Source organism: Ensifer adhaerens (genome assembly GCF_028993555.1).
Classification (GTDB): domain Bacteria; phylum Pseudomonadota; class Alphaproteobacteria; order Rhizobiales; family Rhizobiaceae; genus Ensifer; species Ensifer adhaerens_I.
In genome coordinates, this window is sequence record NZ_CP118610.1 from 1041135 (window position 1) to 1061002 (window position 19868).

General features: G+C 60.9%; 13 protein-coding genes and 2 pseudogenes. 13 read left to right on the forward strand and 2 right to left on the reverse strand.

Translation table 11 applies throughout. The features are described from left to right. Positions 1 to 2 precede the first annotated feature (2 nt). The 12 genes and pseudogenes from nuoL to PWG15_RS05020 form a co-directional block, all read left to right on the forward strand. Entirely contained in the window at positions 3 to 1997 is a 1995-nt protein-coding gene (nuoL, locus tag PWG15_RS04965; protein WP_275023380.1) for an NADH-quinone oxidoreductase subunit L, read from the forward strand. Beyond that, on the forward strand, positions 1997 to 3508 hold the full coding sequence (locus tag PWG15_RS04970) for an NADH-quinone oxidoreductase subunit M (RefSeq protein WP_275023381.1): 1512 nt from the start codon (positions 1997 to 1999) through the stop codon (positions 3506 to 3508). Before nuoL ends, PWG15_RS04970 begins: the two co-directional genes overlap by 1 nt. Positions 3509 to 3527: 19 nt before the next feature. Next, a complete protein-coding gene (gene nuoN / locus PWG15_RS04975) occupies positions 3528 to 4970 on the forward strand; it encodes an NADH-quinone oxidoreductase subunit NuoN (protein ID WP_275023382.1) in 1443 nt (480 codons plus the stop codon). Next, a complete protein-coding gene (locus PWG15_RS04980; RefSeq protein WP_275024359.1) occupies positions 4970 to 5734 on the forward strand; it encodes a biotin--[acetyl-CoA-carboxylase] ligase in 765 nt (254 codons plus the stop codon). The genes nuoN and PWG15_RS04980 overlap by 1 nt, the downstream gene beginning before the upstream one ends. Positions 5735 to 5760: 26 nt before the next feature. Further along, positions 5761 to 7428 carry a ribonuclease J gene (locus PWG15_RS04985; protein ID WP_275023383.1) on the forward strand — a complete coding sequence of 556 codons (1668 nt, stop codon included), beginning with the start codon at positions 5761 to 5763 and terminating at the stop codon, positions 7426 to 7428. Between the two features lie 64 nt (positions 7429 to 7492). Further along, complete coding sequence (gene mce / locus PWG15_RS04990) at positions 7493 to 7897, forward strand: methylmalonyl-CoA epimerase (RefSeq protein ID WP_275023384.1); 405 nt, start codon at positions 7493 to 7495, stop codon at positions 7895 to 7897. A gap of 126 nt (positions 7898 to 8023) precedes the next feature. Beyond that, positions 8024 to 8293: a DUF1467 family protein gene (locus PWG15_RS04995; protein ID WP_057252306.1), complete on the forward strand. Its 270-nt coding sequence runs from the start codon at positions 8024 to 8026 to the stop codon at positions 8291 to 8293. Positions 8294 to 9034: 741 nt separating this feature from the next. Continuing rightward, complete coding sequence (gene proS, locus PWG15_RS05000; protein ID WP_275023385.1) at positions 9035 to 10363, forward strand: proline--tRNA ligase; 1329 nt, start codon at positions 9035 to 9037, stop codon at positions 10361 to 10363. Between the two features lie 19 nt (positions 10364 to 10382). After that, positions 10383 to 11693, forward strand: coding sequence for a lipoprotein-releasing ABC transporter permease subunit (locus tag PWG15_RS05005; protein ID WP_275023386.1), 1311 nt, complete (start codon positions 10383 to 10385; stop codon positions 11691 to 11693). Positions 11694 to 11709: 16 nt separating this feature from the next. Further along, on the forward strand, positions 11710 to 12396 hold the full coding sequence (locus PWG15_RS05010) for an ABC transporter ATP-binding protein (RefSeq protein WP_275023387.1): 687 nt from the start codon (positions 11710 to 11712) through the stop codon (positions 12394 to 12396). 360 nt (positions 12397 to 12756) lie between these two features. Further along, positions 12757 to 13716 (forward strand): annotated as a pseudogene (locus tag PWG15_RS05015) (lipoprotein-releasing ABC transporter permease subunit); the annotation flags it as partial. Between the two features lie 16 nt (positions 13717 to 13732). After that, positions 13733 to 13867, forward strand: a pseudogene (locus PWG15_RS05020) (ABC transporter); the annotation flags it as partial. An 88-nt stretch (positions 13868 to 13955) separates the two neighbouring features. On the opposite strand, the gene PWG15_RS05025 reads toward PWG15_RS05020, so the two are convergent. Next, positions 13956 to 14528: a hypothetical protein gene (locus PWG15_RS05025; protein ID WP_275023388.1), complete on the reverse strand. Its 573-nt coding sequence runs from the start codon at positions 14526 to 14528 to the stop codon at positions 13956 to 13958. Positions 14529 to 14942: 414 nt separating this feature from the next. Between PWG15_RS05025 and dnaE the strand changes: the two genes are divergently transcribed. After that, a complete protein-coding gene (gene dnaE, locus PWG15_RS05030; protein WP_275023389.1) occupies positions 14943 to 18440 on the forward strand; it encodes a DNA polymerase III subunit alpha in 3498 nt (1165 codons plus the stop codon). A 101-nt stretch (positions 18441 to 18541) separates the two neighbouring features. Here the strand turns inward: dnaE and PWG15_RS05035 are convergent, their stop codons facing one another. Continuing rightward, positions 18542 to 19771 carry a L,D-transpeptidase family protein gene (locus tag PWG15_RS05035; RefSeq protein ID WP_275023390.1) on the reverse strand — a complete coding sequence of 410 codons (1230 nt, stop codon included), beginning with the start codon at positions 19769 to 19771 and terminating at the stop codon, positions 18542 to 18544. Positions 19772 to 19868: the final 97 nt, after the last annotated feature.

Genomic DNA, 19868 nt, shown 5'->3' on the forward strand with positions numbered 1-19868 from the left:
CTATGGATACCATCATCAAGGCTATCGTCTTCCTGCCTTTGATCGGCTTTCTGATCGCCGGCCTCTTCGGTAGTTCGATCGGCGCCAAGGCATCTGAATATGTCACCAGCGGTCTGATGATCATCGCCGCTGCACTCTCCTGGTATGTCTTCTTCGACGTGGCGCTCGGCCACCAGGAGATGATCAAGGTTTCGGTGCTGCGCTGGATCCAGTCCGGCAGCTTCGATGTCGAATGGGCGTTCCGCGTTGATACGCTGACATCGGTCATGTTCGTCGTCGTCAACACGGTGTCGACGCTCGTGCATGTCTATTCGATCGGGTACATGCACCACGATCCGCATCGTCCGCGCTTCTTTGCCTATCTGTCGCTCTTCACCTTCGCGATGCTCATGCTCATCACGTCGGACAACCTGGTGCAGATGTTCTTCGGCTGGGAAGGTGTGGGTCTTGCGTCGTACCTGCTCATCGGCTTCTGGTACAAGAAGCCGTCGGCGAACGCTGCGGCGATGAAGGCCTTCATCGTCAACCGCGTCGGTGACTTCGGCTTCTCGCTCGGCATCTTCCTCGTCTTCGTGCTGTTCGGCTCGGTCAACTTCGAGACGATCTTCGCCGCCGCCCAGACCTATTTGCCGGCCGAAGGCGCTGCAACAGGGGAGGCGGTTGTCACCCTGTTCGGTATGCACCTCGATAAGGCTGACGCGATCACCGCTGCCTGCCTGCTGCTCTTCATGGGCGCGATGGGCAAGTCGGCGCAGTTCCTGCTGCACACCTGGCTTCCGGACGCGATGGAAGGCCCGACCCCGGTTTCGGCTCTTATCCATGCCGCAACCATGGTCACCGCCGGCGTCTTCCTCGTCGCCCGCATGTCGCCGCTCTTCGAACTGTCGCCGGACGCACTGACCGTCGTCACGATCATCGGTGCGATCACGGCCTTCTTCGCGGCGACCGTCGGTCTCGTCCAGAACGACATCAAGCGCGTGATCGCCTACTCGACCTGCTCGCAGCTTGGCTACATGTTCGTGGCGCTCGGCGTCGGCGCCTATGGTGCCGCGATCTTCCACCTGTTCACGCACGCCTTCTTCAAGGCTCTCCTGTTCTTGGGTGCCGGCTCGGTCATCCATGCCGTCGATGGCGAGCAGGACATGCGCTACATGGGTGGCCTCAGGAAGCACATCCCAGTCACCTACTGGATGATGTTCATTGGCACGATCGCGCTGACCGGTGTCGGTATTCCCGGTACGCTCTTCGGTACGGCTGGTTTCTTCTCGAAGGATGCGATCATCGAGTCTACTTTTGCCGCACACAGCCCGGTTTCCGGCTTCGCCTTCGCGCTGCTCGTTATCGCCGCATTGTTCACGAGCTTCTATTCCTGGCGCCTGACCTTCATGACCTTCCACGGCAAGCCGCGCGCTTCGTCGGACGTCATGCATCACGTCCATGAGTCGCCGCAGGTCATGCTGGTGCCGCTCTACATCCTGGGTGCCGGTGCACTGCTCGCAGGTTTCCTGTTCCACGACCACTTCTTCGGCGAAGGCTATGCCGAGTTCTGGAAGGGTGCGCTGTTCACCTCGGCTGAAAACGAAATCCTCCACGAATACCACCACGTTCCGCTGTGGGTTAAGTGGAGCCCGTTTGCCGCGATGGCGCTCGGTCTGATCACCGCCTGGTACATGTATATCCGCCGACCGGAACTGCCGAAGTATCTGGCGGAGCAGCATCGTGGCCTCTACCAGTTCCTGCTCAACAAGTGGTACTTCGACGAACTCTACGACCTGCTGTTCGTGCGTTCGGCCAAGTGGCTCGGCACCTTCCTCTGGAAGGAAGGCGACGGCCGCGTGATCGATGGCTACGGCCCGAACGGCATTGCCGCTCGCGTGCTCAACGTCACTGACCGCGTTGTCCGCCTGCAGACTGGTTACCTCTATCACTACGCGTTCGCGATGCTGATCGGCATTGCCGCGCTCGTTACTTGGATGATGTTCAGGAGTTCCTTCTGATGACCGATTGGCCCGTACTTTCCGCGGTCACCTTCATGCCGCTCGTCGGCGTACTGCTTCTCTTGCTTGTCAGGGAAGACAGCGCCTACGGCCGCCGGAACATCCTGAACGTTTCGCTGCTGACGACGATCTTCACCTTCGCGGTGTCGGTCTACATCTGGTACCAGTTCGACGCCTCGAACCCCGGCTTCCAGATGCTCGAAAAGCACGATTGGCTTGGTACCGGCATTTCCTACCATCTCGGCGTCGACGGCATCTCGGTGCTCTTCGTTGTGCTCTCGGCCTTTCTCATGCCGTTCTGCGTACTTGCGAGCTGGCTGTCGATCGAGCAGCGTCTCAAGGCATACATGATCGCGTTCCTGGTCCTGGAAACGTTCATGATCGGCGTCTTCGTGTCGCTCGATATCGTGCTCTTCTACGTGTTCTTCGAGGCCGGCCTGATCCCGATGTTCCTCATCATCGGTGTCTGGGGCGGCAAGGATCGCGTCTACGCCAGCTACAAGTTCTTCCTCTATACGCTGCTCGGCTCGGTGCTGATGCTGCTCGCGATCATGGCGATGTACTGGCAGGCCGGTACGACCGACATCACGCAGTTGCTTGCCTATAACTTCCCGCGCCAGATGCAGACGTGGCTGTGGCTTGCCTTCTTCGCGTCCTTCGCGGTGAAGATGCCGATGTGGCCGGTTCACACCTGGCTTCCGGACGCGCACGTTCAGGCGCCGACGGCGGGCTCGGTCATCCTGGCTGGCATCCTCCTGAAGCTCGGCGGTTACGGCTTCCTGCGCTTCTCGCTGCCGATGTTCCCGTTGGCATCAGACTATTTCGCGCCGTTCGTCTTCACGCTGTCAGTCGTCGCCATCATCTACACCTCGCTGGTCGCGATGATGCAGACGGACATCAAGAAGCTGATCGCCTATTCGTCGGTAGCGCACATGGGCTACGTGACGATGGGTATCTTCGCCGCCAATGTTCAGGGCGTTCAGGGTGCGATCTTCCAGATGCTGTCGCACGGCATCGTCTCGGGCGCGCTCTTCCTCTGCGTCGGCGTCGTCTATGACCGTCTGCACACCCGCGAGATCGCGGCCTATGGTGGCCTCGTCAACAACATGCCGAAGTATGCTGTCGCCTTCATGGTGTTCACCATGGCCAACGTTGGCTTGCCGGGCACGTCTAGCTTCGTCGGTGAAGTGCTGACCCTCGTCGGTGCGTTCCGTGCCAACACCTGGGTTGCGCTCTTTGCAACCTCGGGCGTGATCCTCTCGGCCGCCTATGCGCTCTGGCTCTATCGCCGGGTGATCTTCGGTGCGTTGGAGAAGGAAAGCCTGAAGGCGCTGCTCGATCTGTCGCCGCGCGAAAAGGCCATCCTTTATCCGCTGGTGATCCTGACGATCTTCTTCGGCGTCTACCCGGCACCGATCTTCGATGCGACCGCAGCCTCCGTGGATCTGCTCGTCAACAACTACTCCGCAGCCCTGCAGGCAGCGCAAAACGTTGCGCTTTCGGTGCAATGACCACAGGACGTGATTGGACATGACTGCTGAAACCCTCCTTGCAAGCCTGCAACTCTCGATCCCCGAGTTGATCCTCGCGGTCGGCGCGATGGCATTGCTGATGATCGGCGTGTTTGCCGGCGAAAAATCGGCGTCGACGGTCACCGGCCTTGCGGTTGCCGTTCTGATCATCGCCGGTCTCTGGCTCGTTCTGAAGACCGGAGAAGGCTCGGCCTATGGCGGCGCCTTCCTGTCGGATCCCTTCGCCAAGTTCATGAAGGTGCTGGCACTGATCGGCTCGATTACGGCGTTGGTCATGACCGTCGGTCATGCGCGCTCGGCCCAGATCGATCGTTTCGAGTTCCCGGTACTTCTGGTACTGGCAACGCTCGGCATGCTGTTGATGATCTCGGCCAACGACCTGATGTCGCTGTACCTGTCGCTGGAACTGCAATCGCTGGCGCTCTATGTCGTCGCCGCCATCAACCGCGACAGCGTCCGTTCGACGGAAGCCGGCCTCAAGTACTTCGTGCTCGGTGCGCTTTCCTCGGGCATGCTGCTCTATGGCATGTCGCTGATCTACGGCTTCACCGGCCACACCGGCTTTACCCAGATCGCCGCTGCGCTGACGGCCGAAGGCCGTTCGCTCGGCCTGATCTTCGGTCTCGTCTTCGTGCTCGCCGGCCTCGCATTCAAGATCTCGGCTGTTCCGTTCCACATGTGGACGCCCGATGTTTACGAAGGCGCGCCGACGCCGGTCACCGCCTTCTTCGCAGCCGCGCCGAAGGTTGCGGCCATGGCGATCCTCGTGCGCATCGTCATCAACGCCTTTGAACCGGTCGTTGCCGACTGGCAGCAGATCATCGTCTTCATTTCGATTGCTTCGATGCTGCTCGGCTCGTTTGCGGCAATCGGCCAGAAGAACATCAAGCGCCTGATGGCCTATTCCTCGATCGGCCACATGGGCTACGCGCTGGTCGGCCTTGCCGCCGGCTCGATGGCGGGCGTTCGCGGCGTGCTGCTCTACATGCTCATCTACATGGTCATGACGCTCGGCACCTTCGCCTGCATCCTGGCGATGCGGCGCAAGGAAGGCGAGAACGTCGAAAACGTCGACGATCTCGCTGGTCTCTCGCAGACGAACCCCTTCATGGCGACCGTCCTGACCGTCCTGATGTTCTCGCTCGCCGGCATTCCGCCGATGGCAGGCTTCTTCGGGAAGTACTTCGTCTTCATGGCGGCGATCGAAGCGCAGCTCTATGCACTCGCCATCATCGGCGTCCTCGCATCCGTGGTCGGCGCTTACTACTACCTGCGCGTCATCAAGGTGATGTGGTTCGATGACGCCAAGGGCGAGTTTGCCCGTACGGCTGGCGAACTGAAACTGGTGTTCGGTCTCTCGGGTCTGTTCGTCCTCGGATACGTCCTGATCGGCGGTCCGCTTGGAAGCGCTGCCGAGGCCGCGGCGCGGACCTTCTTTTGATCGCCCTTGAAAGTGGCGGCCGGATATCGCCCGACGATTTCCGGCACGTCGCTCTCGATGCGGTCGGATCGACAAACAGCGAATGCCTGGCGCGCGCGCGCCAGGGCGACCCGGGCAATCTCTGGGTCACGGCTGTCAGGCAGACCGGCGGTCGTGGCCGCCGGGGCCGCGCCTGGTTTTCAGAACCTGGCAATCTCTACGCATCGCTTCTCCTGATTGACCCGGCGCCGATCGAGCATCTGCATTCCTTGCCGCTAGCGGTTGCCGTGGCCGTGCACCGGGCAATTCGCCAGGTGATGCCGCCGGGCGCAGCGCCGGTCGAGATCAAATGGCCAAACGATATTCTCATCGACGGGAAGAAGACCTGCGGCATCCTGCTCGAAGGCGAGGCCCTTCCGGATGGGCGACATGCGCTGGTCATCGGCTGTGGCATCAACATTGCCGTTCAGCCGGATGAAGCCCTCTATCCCGTTACCTCGTTGAGGAAGGAAGGCGCTTCGGTTTCTCCGGACGAACTTTTCGCGCGGCTGTTCATGACGATGGCGGAGACGTTGTCGCTGTGGGAGCGCGGCGCAGGTATTGCAAAAACCATCGAGCAGTGGCGGTCCGCCGCTCGCGGCATCGGTGAGACGATAACCGTGAACCTGCCGGATCGGTCGCTTTCGGGCCGCTTTGCCGGTATTGATGAGACCGGGCGGTTGATGCTCGATACCGGGTCAGGCACGATGCAGACGATCGCCGCCGGCGACGTATTTTTCGGATAATTCCTAGTATAAGGGCGCATTACAATATGGCGCAGGACGAAGAACTGGTGTTCTTGCCGCTTGGCGGCGTCGGCGAAATCGGCATGAATCTTGGCCTCTACGGCTACGGGCGGCCTGGAAGCCGCCAGTGGATCATGGTCGATTGCGGCGTCACCTTTCCGGGGCCGGACCTTCCGGGCGTGGATCTGGTTCTCGCAGACATCAGCTTCCTGGCGGAAGAGCGCCGCAATCTCAAGGGTATCATCATTACCCACGCCCACGAGGACCATTACGGCGGCCTGAACGATCTGTGGCCAGGCCTCAACGTTCCGGTCTATGCCTCGCCGTTCACGGCAGGCATGCTGGAAGCCAAACGCGATTTCGAGAGAAGCCGCAGTGAGATCCCGGTGACGATCTTCAAGCAGGGCGACCGCATCAATGTCGGCCCGTTCGAGATCGAGGCGGTCGGTGTCAACCATTCGATCCCCGAGCCGATGTCGGTGATCATCCGCACGCCGGTCGGCACCGTCGTTCACACTGGCGACTGGAAGATCGATCTTCATCCGTCGCTCGGGCCCCTGACCGACGAGACGCGGTTCCGCCAGATCGGCGACGAGGGTGTGCTGGCGCTCGTCTGCGATTCCACCAATGCGATGCGCGATGGCGTTTCACCGTCGGAACAGGAAGTTTCGGAAAGTCTGGCGAAGATCATCGCCAATGCCGAGGGCCGGGTTGCGATCACGACGTTCTCGTCGAATGTCGGGCGCATCCGCTCGATTGCCGAGGCCGCGGAAGAGGCGGGGCGGGATGTCCTGCTGCTTGGCAGCTCGATGCGCCGCGTTGTCGCCGTTGCCCAGGATCTCGGGCTGATGGAAGGCATCAAGCCGTTCCTCGCCGAAGACGAGTTTGGTTACGTGCCGCGCGACAAGGTCGTGGTCATCCTGACAGGCAGCCAAGGCGAGCCGCGGGCAGCACTTGCGAAGATAGCGCGCGACGAGATGCGCAACGTTGCTTTCTCCGCAGGCGACACGGTGGTGTTCTCCTCGCGCACGATCCCGGGCAACGAGAAGGCGATCAACGACATCAAGAACGGCCTGGTCGAGCAGGGCATCCACATCATCACGGACAGTGAGGCGCTCGTGCACGTATCGGGTCACCCCCGCCGCACCGAGCTGCAGCAGATGTATCAATGGCTGCGCCCGCAGATCCTCGTTCCGGTTCACGGCGAACCTGCGCATCTGACGGCCCATGCCGAACTTGGCCAGCAGTCGGGTATCGCCAGTGTTCCGCGCCTTCGGAACGGCGAAATGCTGCGCCTTGCACCAGGTCCGGCCGAAGTTATCGATGAAGCGCCGCATGGCCGGATCTACAAGGACGGCAACCTCATCGGTGATTTCGAAGAGATGGGCATCGGCGAACGCCGCAAGCTCTCCTTCGCAGGGCACGTCGCGGTCAACGTCGTACTCGACGGCCGCTACGACTTCCTCGGTGACCCGGATATCGTTGCGATCGGCCTGCCGGAGTTCGATGATGAGGGCGAAGACATGGAGGATACGCTCTATGACGCGATCCTCGGTGCGGTCGAGAGCATTCCGCGGGCAAAGCGCAAGGACCTGGCCATGCTGCAGGAGGCGGTTCGCCGCGCTGTTCGCAGCACAGCCAACCAGACCTGGGGCAAGAAGCCGATTGTGACGGTGTTTGTCACCAAAGTCTGATTGGCGGTTGTCCCGCGGCAATGTAAGCGGGGCCGGTACATGTCGTCATAGCGGGAGGATCGCAATGCTCGGAAGAGTGAACCACATCGCCATCGCCGTGCCGGATCTTGGCGTCGCCGCCGAGAGCTACCGTTCAACGCTCGGTGCGTCCGTCACCGAGCCGCAAGCGCTGCCCGAACACGGCGTAACCGTTGTGTTCGTCACGCTGGCCAACACCAAGGTCGAGCTATTGGAGCCACTCGGCGAGAGCTCGCCGATCACCGCTTTCCTGGCGAAGAACCCTTCGGGCGGGATGCACCACATCTGCTACGAGGTGGAGAACATCCTTGCCGCACGTGACGCGTTGCGTGCGGCAGGCGCTCGAGTCCTTGGGGATGGGGAGCCGAAAATCGGCGCGCATGGCAAGCCGGTGCTTTTCCTGCACCCCAAGGATTTTCAGGGTACGCTGATCGAACTCGAAGAGGTGTGACAGTTGACCGCGCGATGCGTGTTTGTCTGATCGCGCAGGCGGCGCTATAAGGCGGACAGAATGTCGCGGAAGTCGCGGCGCGACGACGTCCGTCGTTTCGTCGATCGCCTTCACCGGGAGCCGGAAATGCCACTGTTTTCAACTTTTGCCATCTACTTCATCATCTGGTGGATCACGCTGTTTGCCGTTCTTCCCCTGGGAGTGCGCACGCAAGCGGAAGAAAACAGCGTTGTCCCGGGAAGCGTCGAAAGCGCCCCGGCGAAGTTCAATGCGAAGCGGGTGGTGCTTTTGACCACGGCGATTGCGGCTGTCATCCAGCTCGCCTGGTACATCGTCTCCGTCAAACTTGGCTACGGGATCGATTCCATCCCGCGGTTCTACCCGAAATTCTATTGAGAATTTCTGCAAGGCGGATGGGCTGAGCCGCACCGCAAGTCGATCGAAGAATTTTTACCGGATTTCTGCGTCATCATGACGCTCGGAGCGATGCTGTGGAGGAAACCAGAGCAATCGCAGGATTGACCGCCGTCAAATTGACATAGTTCAATTTTTGCGACTGCTTCGCGCCTGCGATGGGTCGAGAAAAGCAAAAAAAAACAAGGCTAAAAGCCTTGTTTTTCAAGTTTCGCGTGATCTTTAATCCGTTGCCGGCGGCAGCGACTAAGCGCGCCTAAGATCTTATCCTCCCAAGACTTGACCGCGAAAGTCGGCAAGAATTTAGTCTTCATGCCTGTTTTGTGAGCCGAAATTAGCCCAAACATTAAGCTGTGTCATCCTGTTTTTTTGCATTTTTGCTACAGTTGGGTAAAATATTCCCGTTGACAATTCCTGTCGTAATATTGTTACTAGCGGGCTCTTTTGGTGCAGGTTTTGCCGGTCTTTCCCCCTCAAAATCAGTAGATCTGATCTTTCCGGCCATGGCCCGAGAGCAGGGTTTTCTTCCGCCTGCGAAGCAGCTATGAACGCAAGGCTCACAAAGGTTCACGTTGGCGTTGCCGGTGATGGATAATGGAGAGCCCGACCCCGAGAAGCAACGGTCGCCCTTGCCAGCCTACCGGCGAAGAAGGCACCTGAGCTCAACGTCATTTCGCCCGAATCCGCCGATAGTGCGACGTTCATCAAGTTCTGGAACCCGTCATGCGCCTGTCCCGTTTTTTCATGCCCATCCTGAAGGAAAACCCTAAGGAAGCGGAAATCGTTTCCCACCGCCTTATGCTCCGCACGGGCATGATCCGGCAGCAGTCCTCGGGCATCTACACCTGGCTGCCACTGGGCAAGCGCGTTCTCGACAAGGTCAACGCGATCATCCGCGAGGAGCAGAACCGCTCGGGCGCGATCGAGCTTTTGATGCCGACGCTGCAGTCCGCAGAGCTCTGGCAGGAAAGCGGCCGCTACGACGCCTACGGCAAGGAGATGCTGCGCATCAAGGATCGCCAGGACAGGCCGATGCTTTACGGCCCGACGAACGAAGAGATGATCACGGACGTCTTCCGGTCCTACGTGAAGTCCTACCGCGATCTGCCGCTCAATCTCTATCACATCCAGCTGAAATTCCGCGACGAGATCCGTCCGCGTTTCGGCACCATGCGCTCGCGCGAGTTCCTGATGAAGGATGCCTATTCCTTCGATCTCGATCGCGAAGGGGCGGAGCACGCCTATAACCGCATGTTCGCGGCCTATCTGCGCACATTCGCGCGCATGGGGCTTCGCGCCATTCCGATGCGTGCCGACACCGGCCCGATCGGCGGCAACCTCAGCCACGAATTCATCATCCTCGCTGACACCGGCGAATCCGAAGTCTTCTGCCACAAGGACTTCCTCGGCTTTGATATTCCGGGCGAAGAAACCAACTTCGAGGACGTCGCCGGCCTGAAGGCGATCTTCGACAAGTGGACCTCGCGCTACGCGGCGACATCGGAAATGCACGATGAGGCCGCCTTCAATGCGGTTGCCGAAGGCGACCGTCTGTCGGCGCGCGGCATCGAAGTCGGCCACATCTTCTATTTCGGCACCAAGTATTCCGAAGCCATGGGCGCCAAGGTTCTCGGCCCCGATGGCAAGGAGCATGCCGTGCACATGGGGTCCTACGGCATTGGTCCGACCCGCCTCGTGCCGGCGATCATCGAAGCCTCGCACGACGACAACGGCATCATCTGGCCGAAGTCGATCTCGCCGTTCGATGGCGTTATCATCAACATGAAAGCGGGTGATGCCGCTTGCGACGGCGCCTGCGAGACGCTCTACTCCGAACTCGGCAAGGCTGGATTCGACGCCCTGCTCGACGACACGGACGACCGCGCCGGTGCGAAGTTCGCGACTGCGGATCTGATCGGCGTGCCGGTCCAGATCATCGTCGGCCCGCGTTCGATCGCCAACGGCGAAGTCGAGGTCAAGGATCGCAAGACCGGTGAGCGCGCGACGATGACCGTCCAGGCTGCGATCAACAAGCTGATCGCAACGAAGTGATGAGGCGAGGGAAGGCAGGATGACCGCCGTGACTGAAACTCAGGTGCAGGCCGCAGCGCAGCCTGAAAAGTCCTCCAGCCGTCCCTTTTCCGCCTTCGAGCGCATGGTGGCCTGGCGCTACCTGCGCTCGAGGCGCAAGGAAGCCTTCATCTCGGTGATCGCGGGCTTTTCCTTCATCGGCATCATGCTCGGCGTCGCGACGCTGATCATCGTCATGGCCGTGATGAATGGGTTCCGCACCGAGCTTATCTCCCGCATTCTCGGCATCAACGGCCACATGATCGTCCAGCCGATCGACGGGCCGCTCAACAATTACGCTGAGCTCGCGACCAAATTCTCGGGCGTCAAGGGCGTCACCATGGCGATCCCGCTGGTCGAGGGCCAGGTGCTGGCCCAAGGCATCGGCGATAGTTCCACGGGTGCGCTGGTCCGCGGCATCCGCGCCGATGACTTGAGCAAGATGAAATCGGTCTCCGATCACATCCAGTCCGGCGACATGGTCGGCTTTGCCTCCGGCTCCGGGGTGGCGATCGGCTCGCGCATGGCCGAGCAGCTCGGCATCCGCGTCGGCGGAACGATCACACTGACCTCGCCCAATGGCGACGTGACGCCGCTCGGCATGAACCCGCGCGTGAAGGCCTACACCGTCTCGGCGATCTACGAGATCGGCATGTCGGAATACGACTCAACGATCATCTTCATGCCGCTTGAAGAGGCTCAGCTCTTCTTCAACGCCGAGGGACTGGCGCAGTCGATTGAGATCTTCGTCGAGCATCCGGATGTCGTCGATGAACTGCGACAGCCGATCGAGGACGCCGCGGGACGGCAGATCTTCATCACCGACTGGCGCGACCGCAACAAGACCTTCTTCTCGGCGCTCGAGGTCGAGCGCAACGTGATGTTCATGATCCTGACGCTGATCGTTCTGGTCGCGGCGCTGAACATCATTTCCGGCCTGATCATGCTGGTGAAGGACAAGGGCAGCGACATTGCGATCCTGAGAACGATGGGTGCGACGTCGGGCTCGGTGATGCGCATCTTCTTCATGACCGGTGCAGCCATCGGCGTGGCGGGCACCGTTGCCGGCGTGGCGCTCGGTGTTGTCGTCTGCCTCAACATCGAATCCATCCGACAGTTCTTCTCCTGGATTTCAGGAACGACTCTCTTCAGCCCGGAGCTCTACTTCCTGAGCCAGCTTCCGGCTGACATGAACGCCGACGAGACTGCGCTCGTCATCGTCATGGCACTCACCCTTTCCTTCCTCGCCACGATTTTTCCGGCCTGGCGTGCCTCGCGCCTCGATCCGGTGCAGGCCCTGCGTTACGAATGACAAGGACATCACCTAAATGAAAGCGCGCGTGGCACTGCAGCTCTCCGGCGTCGAGCGACACTACGGGGAAGGCGAGACGTTCCTCTCCATCCTCAAAGGCGCGGATTTCACGCTGAGGAGCGGCGAGACCGTGGCATTGGTCGCGCCTTCGGGAACTGGCAAATCGACGCTCCTGCATGTTGCGGGCCTCTTGGAGCGCCCGGATGGCGGCGAAGTCCTGGTCAACGGCGTCTCCTGCGGCGGGCTCAATGACGATCGGCGGACCGCGATCCGCCGCAACGAGATCGGCTTCGTCTACCAGTTTCACCATCTGCTTCCGGAGTTCACGGCGCTCGAGAACATCATGATGCCGCAACTGATCGGGGGACTGCCAAAGAAGGAAGCCGCGGAACGGGCGAAGGCGCTGCTCGACTACATGCGCATCGGCCACCGGGCAGACCACCGTCCGGCGGAACTTTCCGGCGGTGAGCAGCAGCGTGTCGCGATCGCGCGCGCGGTCGCCAATGCGCCTCTCGTTCTTCTCGCCGACGAGCCAACAGGCAATCTCGACCCGGAGACCGCTGGCTATGTCTTCGAGGCGCTGGAAGCGCTTGCCCGCCAGTCCGGGCTAGCCGCCTTGATCGCGACGCACAATCATGAATTGGCCGGGCTGATGGACCGCCGCGTGACGATCGAAGACGGCAAAGTCGTCGAGATGGCGTGATGGTCTGGCGGCGTGCGCGCCGTCCCCAAACGTCGCCCGCTCTCAGTCGCTTGCCGGGAGAAACCGCCGCTCCGTTCAAATCTCCACACACACTGCCAGGACGTCGCCTGCTTAGGTGCTTCTAGGTTCAGTCTGCTTCCCAGCGGTCGCGCCAGCGCCGTCATTGCGCGTCGTGATCACGAGTGATCCGTTTGGCAGCGCCGTGATCGAGGGCGCCTATCCGGCGAGATCGACCTGTCCCCAGATCTTGTTGTGGATGGCCGACTTCAGCGTCAACGTCCCGTCATCGCCGCGCAATGAAAGCGGGCGATACCACTTGCGACGGCGCTTGCGAGACGCTGTACTCGAAGCTCGGCAAGGCTGGTCGAGGGCCAGGTGCTGGCCCAAGGCATCGGCGATAGTTCCACTGGTGCGCTGGTCCGCGGCATCCGCGCCGATGACTTGAGTAAGATGAAATCGGTCTCCGATCACATCCAGTCCGGCGACATGGTCGGCTTTGCCTCCGGCTCCGGGGTGGCGATCGGCTCGCGCATGGCCGAGCAGCTCGGCATCCGCGTCGGCGGAACGATCACACTGACCTCGCCCAATGGCGACGTGACGCCGCTCGGCATGAACCCGCGCGTGAAGGCCTACACCGTCTCGGCGATCTACGAGATCGGCATGTCGGAATACGACTCAACGATCATCTTCATGCCGCTTGAAGAGGCTCAGCTCTTCTTCAACGCCGAGGGACTGGCGCAGTCGATTGAGATCTTCGTCGAGCATCCGGATGTCGTCGATGAACTGCGACAGCCGATCGAGGACGCCGCGGGACGGCAGATCTTCATCACCGACTGGCGCGACCGCAACAAGACCTTCTTCTCGGCGCTCGAGGTCGAGCGCAACGTGATGTTCATGATCCTGACGCTGATCGTTCTGGTCGCGGCGCTGAACATCATTTCCGGCCTGATCATGCTGGTGAAGGACAAGGGCAGCGACATTGCGATCCTGAGAACGATGGGTGCGACGTCGGGCTCGGTGATGCGCATCTTCTTCATGACCGGTGCAGCCATCGGCGTGGCGGGCACCGTTGCCGGCGTGGCGCTCGGTGTTGTCGTCTGCCTCAACATCGAATCCATCCGACAGTTCTTCTCCTGGATTTCAGGAACGACTCTCTTCAGCCCGGAGCTCTACTTCCTGAGCCAGCTTCCGGCCGACATGAACGCCGACGAGACTGCGCTCGTCATCGTCATGGCACTCACCCTTTCCTTCCTCGCCACGATTTTTCCGGCCTGGCGTGCCTCGCGCCTCGATCCGGTGCAGGCCCTGCGTTACGAATGACAAGGACATCACCTAAATGAAAGCGCGCGTGGCACTGCAGCTCTCCGGCGTCGAGCGACACTACGGGGAAGGCGAGACCTATCTATCGATCCTCAAGGGCGCGGATTTCACGCTGAGGAGCGGCGAGACCGTGGCATTGGTCGCGCCGTCGCGAGTCATGATCGGTCCTCATGCGTTTTCTTTTGAGGATGTCCTGATCTGCGAGAGCTGCAAAGAGCAGACAGGGAATGGCTTGCCGATTATTGAATGCCGCAAGCCTTCTGGCCGCGAGCGTCGTTCCAATCCTTGAGAAGCACGAGCTCGCCTTTGGCGACAACCGCCTTGTCGTTGGCCTTGCCTTTGCCCGTCAGCACGTTGAGGTCGCATTGGGACGTATTGTTGGGGTCGAGCGTATCATAGGATGAGTGGGTGTAGCCGGCGACCACGAACTCGAAATTGCGATAGGCAACCGTCACCTTCTGTTCCCAGCGGTCGCGCCCGATGGCGTCGTTGTGGCTGGTGATGACCAAGGAGCCATTCGGCAGTGCTTCGATCGACGGCGCCTGTCCGACAAGATCGAACTGCCCCCAAATCTTGTTCGGGATCGCCGATTTCAATTCAAGCGCGCCACTGTCGCCTGCGAGGTAAAGGTAGACGCCGTTGTCCTCGTCGCTGCCCTCGGCGGGCCGTATGATCAGCGCGAGATCAGTGTCCCCGTCCTTATCCCAATCACCGGTTGCCGCCGAGACAATGCGTCCCGGATCGATCGCTTCCGCCGCAGAAGCGACGGCGGGGAGGAGGAGCAGCAGGGGCAGAATAAGGCGTGCATGCATGTCGGAACGCTCCGCTTGGTTGTTCCTCTTGATATGCGGGCATGGTGCTTTCCTCAAGCGGCTTCTCACCGATTAACCTGCGTTCGCCTGGCATGTTAACCATCGTGAACAGAACGCCTGTGCTCGGCTTGACGAGTGAACAAAAATAGAACAAAGTAAAAACATAACGGAAAAGGAGCCATGTTATGACTGATTTTGTTCGTGACCTCGCCGCCTTCGCTTCGATGAGCCTGTTCATCGCAAGCATCTCTTTCATTGCGCTCGGTCTCTGAGGAGCGCCGATATCTCTTCTCACGCACCTCCCGAATTCTGCCCCCTGGATTGAATAAGGGGGACGACGTGTCAGCTGAAACTGGACATGTCGGGTGATAAGCGGGATATCCTGCCGATCAGACAGGAATCAGGGTGCGAACAATGGCAGATGACGGCAAAGCAGCATCGAGCGAGGCGCTTGGTACGGACCCGCAGTTTGTGCATCTGCGTGTCCACTCGGCCTTTTCCCTGCTCGAAGGCGCGCTGCCTCTGAAGAAAGTCATCGGCAAGGCGGTTGCCGATAATCAGCCGGCGATCGGGATCGCCGACACCAACAATCTCTTCGCGGCGCTCGAGTTTTCGCAGAAAGCAGCCGACGACGGATTGCAGCCGATTACCGGCTGCCAGCTTTCCATCGACATGGAAGACGAGGTGGATGGCGAGCGGCGCGGCCACGCGCAACAGCTCGCGAAACTGCCCGCGATCGTCCTGATAGCCGCGACCGATGACGGTTACACGCGGCTCGTGGATTTGGTGAGCCGTGCCTATCTCAGCGGCGAGGGCAGCCAGGCGACTCGGATCACGCGCTCCTGGCTTGCCGAAAACGGTACCGACGGATTGATCGCGTTGACCGGTGCGTCCGGCGGCCCGGTGGACCTGGCCCTGAAGGCGGGCTCGACGGCGCTGGCTGAGGCGCGCCTTGAAGCCTTGCACGATCTCTTCGGCGATCGTCTCTACATCGAGCTACAGCGACACGGCGGATATGATCGTCGCCACGAGAGCCGGATGATCGATCTTGCCTACAAGTTCGACATTCCGCTGGTTGCCACCAACGAAGCATTCTTTCCATCGCCGTCCGACTATGACGCACACGACGCCCTGATGGCAGTCGCACACAACGCCATGGTTTCGGACGACAGCCGCTTTCGCCTGACGCCGGATCATTATCTGAAGAGCCGCAAGGAAATGGCGGCGCTGTTTGCCGATCTGCCGGAGGCGCTGGAAAACACCGTCGAGATCGCACGGCGCTGCTCCTTCATGCTGAAGACCCGCGGGCCGATCCTGCCGCGCTTTACCGGCGCCACCGCAGATCCGGAGGAGGCGGAGCGCGCCGAGTCGAGCGAACTTCGCCGGCAGGCCGAGGAGGGGCTCGAAGAACGTCTCGCCAGGCTCGGAATGGCGCCTGGTTATAGCGAAGAGGAGTATCGCGAACGCCTTGCCTTCGAGCTCAGCGTTATCGAACGCATGAAGTTCCCCGGTTACTTCCTGATCGTTGCCGACTTCATCAAATGGGCGAAGCAGCACGATATTCCGGTCGGTCCGGGCCGTGGCTCGGGTGCAGGCTCGCTCGTCGCCTATGCGCTGACGATCACCGACGTCGATCCGATGCGCTTCTCGCTGCTGTTCGAGCGCTTCCTCAATCCCGAACGCGTCTCGATGCCCGACTTCGACATCGACTTCTGCCAGGACCGGCGCGAAGAAGTGATCCGCTACGTGCAGCGCAAGTATGGTCGCGAGCAGGTGGCGCAGATCATCACCTTTGGTTCGCTGCAGGCCCGTGCCGCACTGCGCGACGTTGGCCGCGTGCTCGAAATGCCCTATGGCCAGGTCGACAAGATCTGCAAGCTGGTGCCGAACAATCCGGCCAATCCGACGCCGCTGTCAAAGGCGATCGAAGAGGAGCCACGCCTTCAGGAGGAAGCCGAGAAGGAACCGGTTGTCGCCCGCCTTCTTGATATCGCCCAGAAGATCGAAGGCCTCTACCGTCACGCCTCGACCCACGCCGCAGGCATCGTGATCGGCGACCGTCCGCTGTCGCAGCTCGTGCCGATGTATCGAGACCCGCGCTCGGACATGCCGGTCACCCAGTTCAACATGAAGTGGGTGGAGCAGGCGGGTCTCGTCAAGTTCGACTTCCTCGGCCTGAAGACCTTGACCGTGCTGAAGGTCGCGGTCGATTTCGTGAAACAGCGCGGCATCGAGGTCGATCTCGCGAGCATCCCGCTGGACGACCCGAAGACCTATGAGATGCTGTCGCGTGGCGAAACCGTCGGCGTGTTCCAGGTGGAAAGTGCCGGCATGCGCAAGGCGCTGATCGGCATGCGGCCCGACTGCATCGAGGACATCATCGCACTGGTGGCGCTCTATCGCCCTGGTCCGATGGAGAACATTCCTGTCTACAACGCCCGCAAGCATGGCGAGGAAGAGGTCGAATCGATCCATCCGAAGATCGACCATCTGCTCAAGGAAACGCAGGGCGTTATCGTCTACCAGGAGCAGGTGATGCAGATCGCCCAGGTGCTCTCGGGCTACTCGCTCGGCGAAGCCGATCTTCTGCGCCGCGCCATGGGTAAGAAGATCAAGGAGGAGATGGACAAGCAGCGCGCCCGCTTCGTCGACGGTGCCGTCAAGAACGAGGTTTCGAAGCCGCAGGCCGACCTCATCTTCGACCTGCTGGCCAAGTTCGCCAACTACGGCTTCAACAAGTCGCACGCAGCGGCTTACGCCATCGTTTCCTACCAGACCGCCTATATGAAAGCGCATTACCCGGTGGAGTTCCTGGCGGCGTCGATGACGCTCGACATGTCCAACACGGAAAAGGTCAACGATTTCCGCCAGGACGCGAAGCGCCTGGGCATCGAGGTGATTGCACCGTCGGTGCAGTCGTCGTTCCGGCATTTCCAGACAGGTGAAAACCGCATCTACTACTCGCTCGCCGCAATCAAGGGTGTGGGCGAATCCGCGGTCGAGCACATTGTCGAAGTGCGCGGCGACCGGACCTTCGCAAGCCTGGAGGACTTCTGCCTCAGGATCGATCCCAAGCTTCTCAACCGTCGCGTCTTCGAAAGCCTGATCGCCGCCGGCGCGTTCGAATGCTTCGGCTATGACCGTGCGGAATTGGTCGGCGGGCTGGATCGCATCCTCGGCTTCGCCCAACGCGCGCAAGAGAACAAGACGAGCGGCCAGAGCGACATGTTCGGCGCCGGGGCGGCAACCGGGCCGGAACGCATCGCGCTCCCGACCTATACGCCCTGGCTCGCTTCGGAAAAGCTGCACCGCGAGTTCCAGGTGCTCGGCTTCTACCTCTCCGCCCATCCGCTCGACACCTACAACGCGCTCCTTGCGAAGATGCGGGTGCAGACATTCGGGGATTTCGCCGGTGCGGTTAAGAAGGGGGCGACTGCCGGCCGCTTGGCCGGCACCGTGACGTCGAAACAGGAGCGCAAGACGCGCACCGGCAACAAGATGGGCATCGTCGCCTTCTCGGACTCCTCAGGCCAATTCGAGGCCGTGCTCTTCTCCGAAATGCTGCATCAGTATCGTGACCTCCTGGAGCCGGGCAAATCGCTGGTCATGACGGTTGCCGCAGAGGAGCGGCCGGAGGGTATCGGTCTGCGCATCCAGACCCTGCGCTCGCTGGAGGAAGAATCGCTGCAACTGCAGAAGGCGCTACGTGTCTATGTGCGCGATTCCGGTCCGCTGAAATCGATTGCGTCGCACCTCAATACCAGGGGCGATGGTCTCGTCTCCTTCGTTGTCATCAAGGACAACGGTCAGCGCGAGATCGAGGTGGAACTGAGCGAGAAGTTCCGGATCTCGCCGGAGATCGCCGCGGCGCTGCGCTCGGCACCCGGCGTGATCGACGTCGAGTTGGTTTGACCCGGATTATTGTTCCGCTTCATTGAAGCTGGGGTAGTGGCCGTAGAAAGCGAGCGGAGTCGAACGCAGACCCGCTTCGCATATCCGGAACACGCGCGCGATCAGTCGCCGGGGCGCGATCGGGTGATGGTGATGAAATCGGTGCCCTGACCGGTCTCCAGCCCGCTTTCCGTGTCGGCGATCGAGAGCGAAGAGCCCTCGGCCAACAATCCTTCAACCCGCTTGCGAACGTCGTCGGATATCGTCATTCGCGCCAGCGTGCGCTGGATTCCGTTGTACGCGAAGGGATCGGCCTCCATGGAAATGCCGAGTCGCTTTTTCGTCGAGGCCGGCAGGTGGTTTTCAAGCGAAACGCCGAACCATTTGCCTTCGGCGCCTTCTTCTTCATTGTGCCGGAACTGGAGGAAATGCGTCCCGAGCGACTCTTCCGGTTTGTCGATGGTGAGGCCTCCTTCGAAAAGCGGTTTGAAACCTTGGCGGACGAGGATCTTGCCGTTCTGTGGTGGCGTTCGGCCGGCCTTGCGCAGGAGCTTGTCGGTCAGTTCCGGCGTCAGCTTGCCGTCGCTCTCGAGACCTTCGCTCGTCTGGAAGGCGCGGAGCGCCGTAATGGTTGCCGGGCCTGCATGGCCGTCGATCGCGCCTGGCACGTATCCGAGGAATTCCAGCGAGGCTTGAACCTCGCGCATGGTGTCGCGTGCGTCGCTGCGCGTGATCAGGATGCGGATCGGTTCCTCCATCGATCGGGAGGTGCTGGCACCACCAGTCGGCTCCCTCATCGCCACTTCCACCGGCGCACCGCCGGCCTGGCTGATCGCCGGACGTAGAGGCACGTCGGACAACGGCGGCTGGATATCTACCGGGGCCGGGCGGAAGAGGAGGGCACTCTTGATCTCCACGGGCGTTATCTGCCGGTCCGAGATGAGCACGTGCACGCCGCGCTCGGTCATCTTGTAGAGCGATGCGGCGAAGACGCTCGGCAGGCGCACGCATCCGTGCGACGCGGGGTAGTCAGGCACGTGGTTGGAGCCGTGGAGCGCAATGCCAGACCAGGTGAGCCGTTGCATGAACGGCATCGGCGCGTTCGAATAGATGTTCGATTTGTGATGGCGCCGCTTTTCGAGGATAGAAAAGATTCCTGATGGCGTCGTATGGCCGGCCTTACCGGTCGACACCGGTGACGTCGCAATCACGGCGTCACCGTCATAGACGACGAGCGATTGCTGGTCCTTCGAAACAATGATCTGCAGCGGCCCGCGACTGCCTGCAAAGCCGGTGGCCGGCGACAAAAGCAGAGCGACGACGCTGGCGGTGAGAGCGAAACGCGATACCATACACTCAACCCAACACGTGACTTGGCGGACGAGCCTAGCCTGCAATCTTTAAGGAATTCATCAGGACGGCGTGGGGGCCACATCAAGGTTGCGTGAT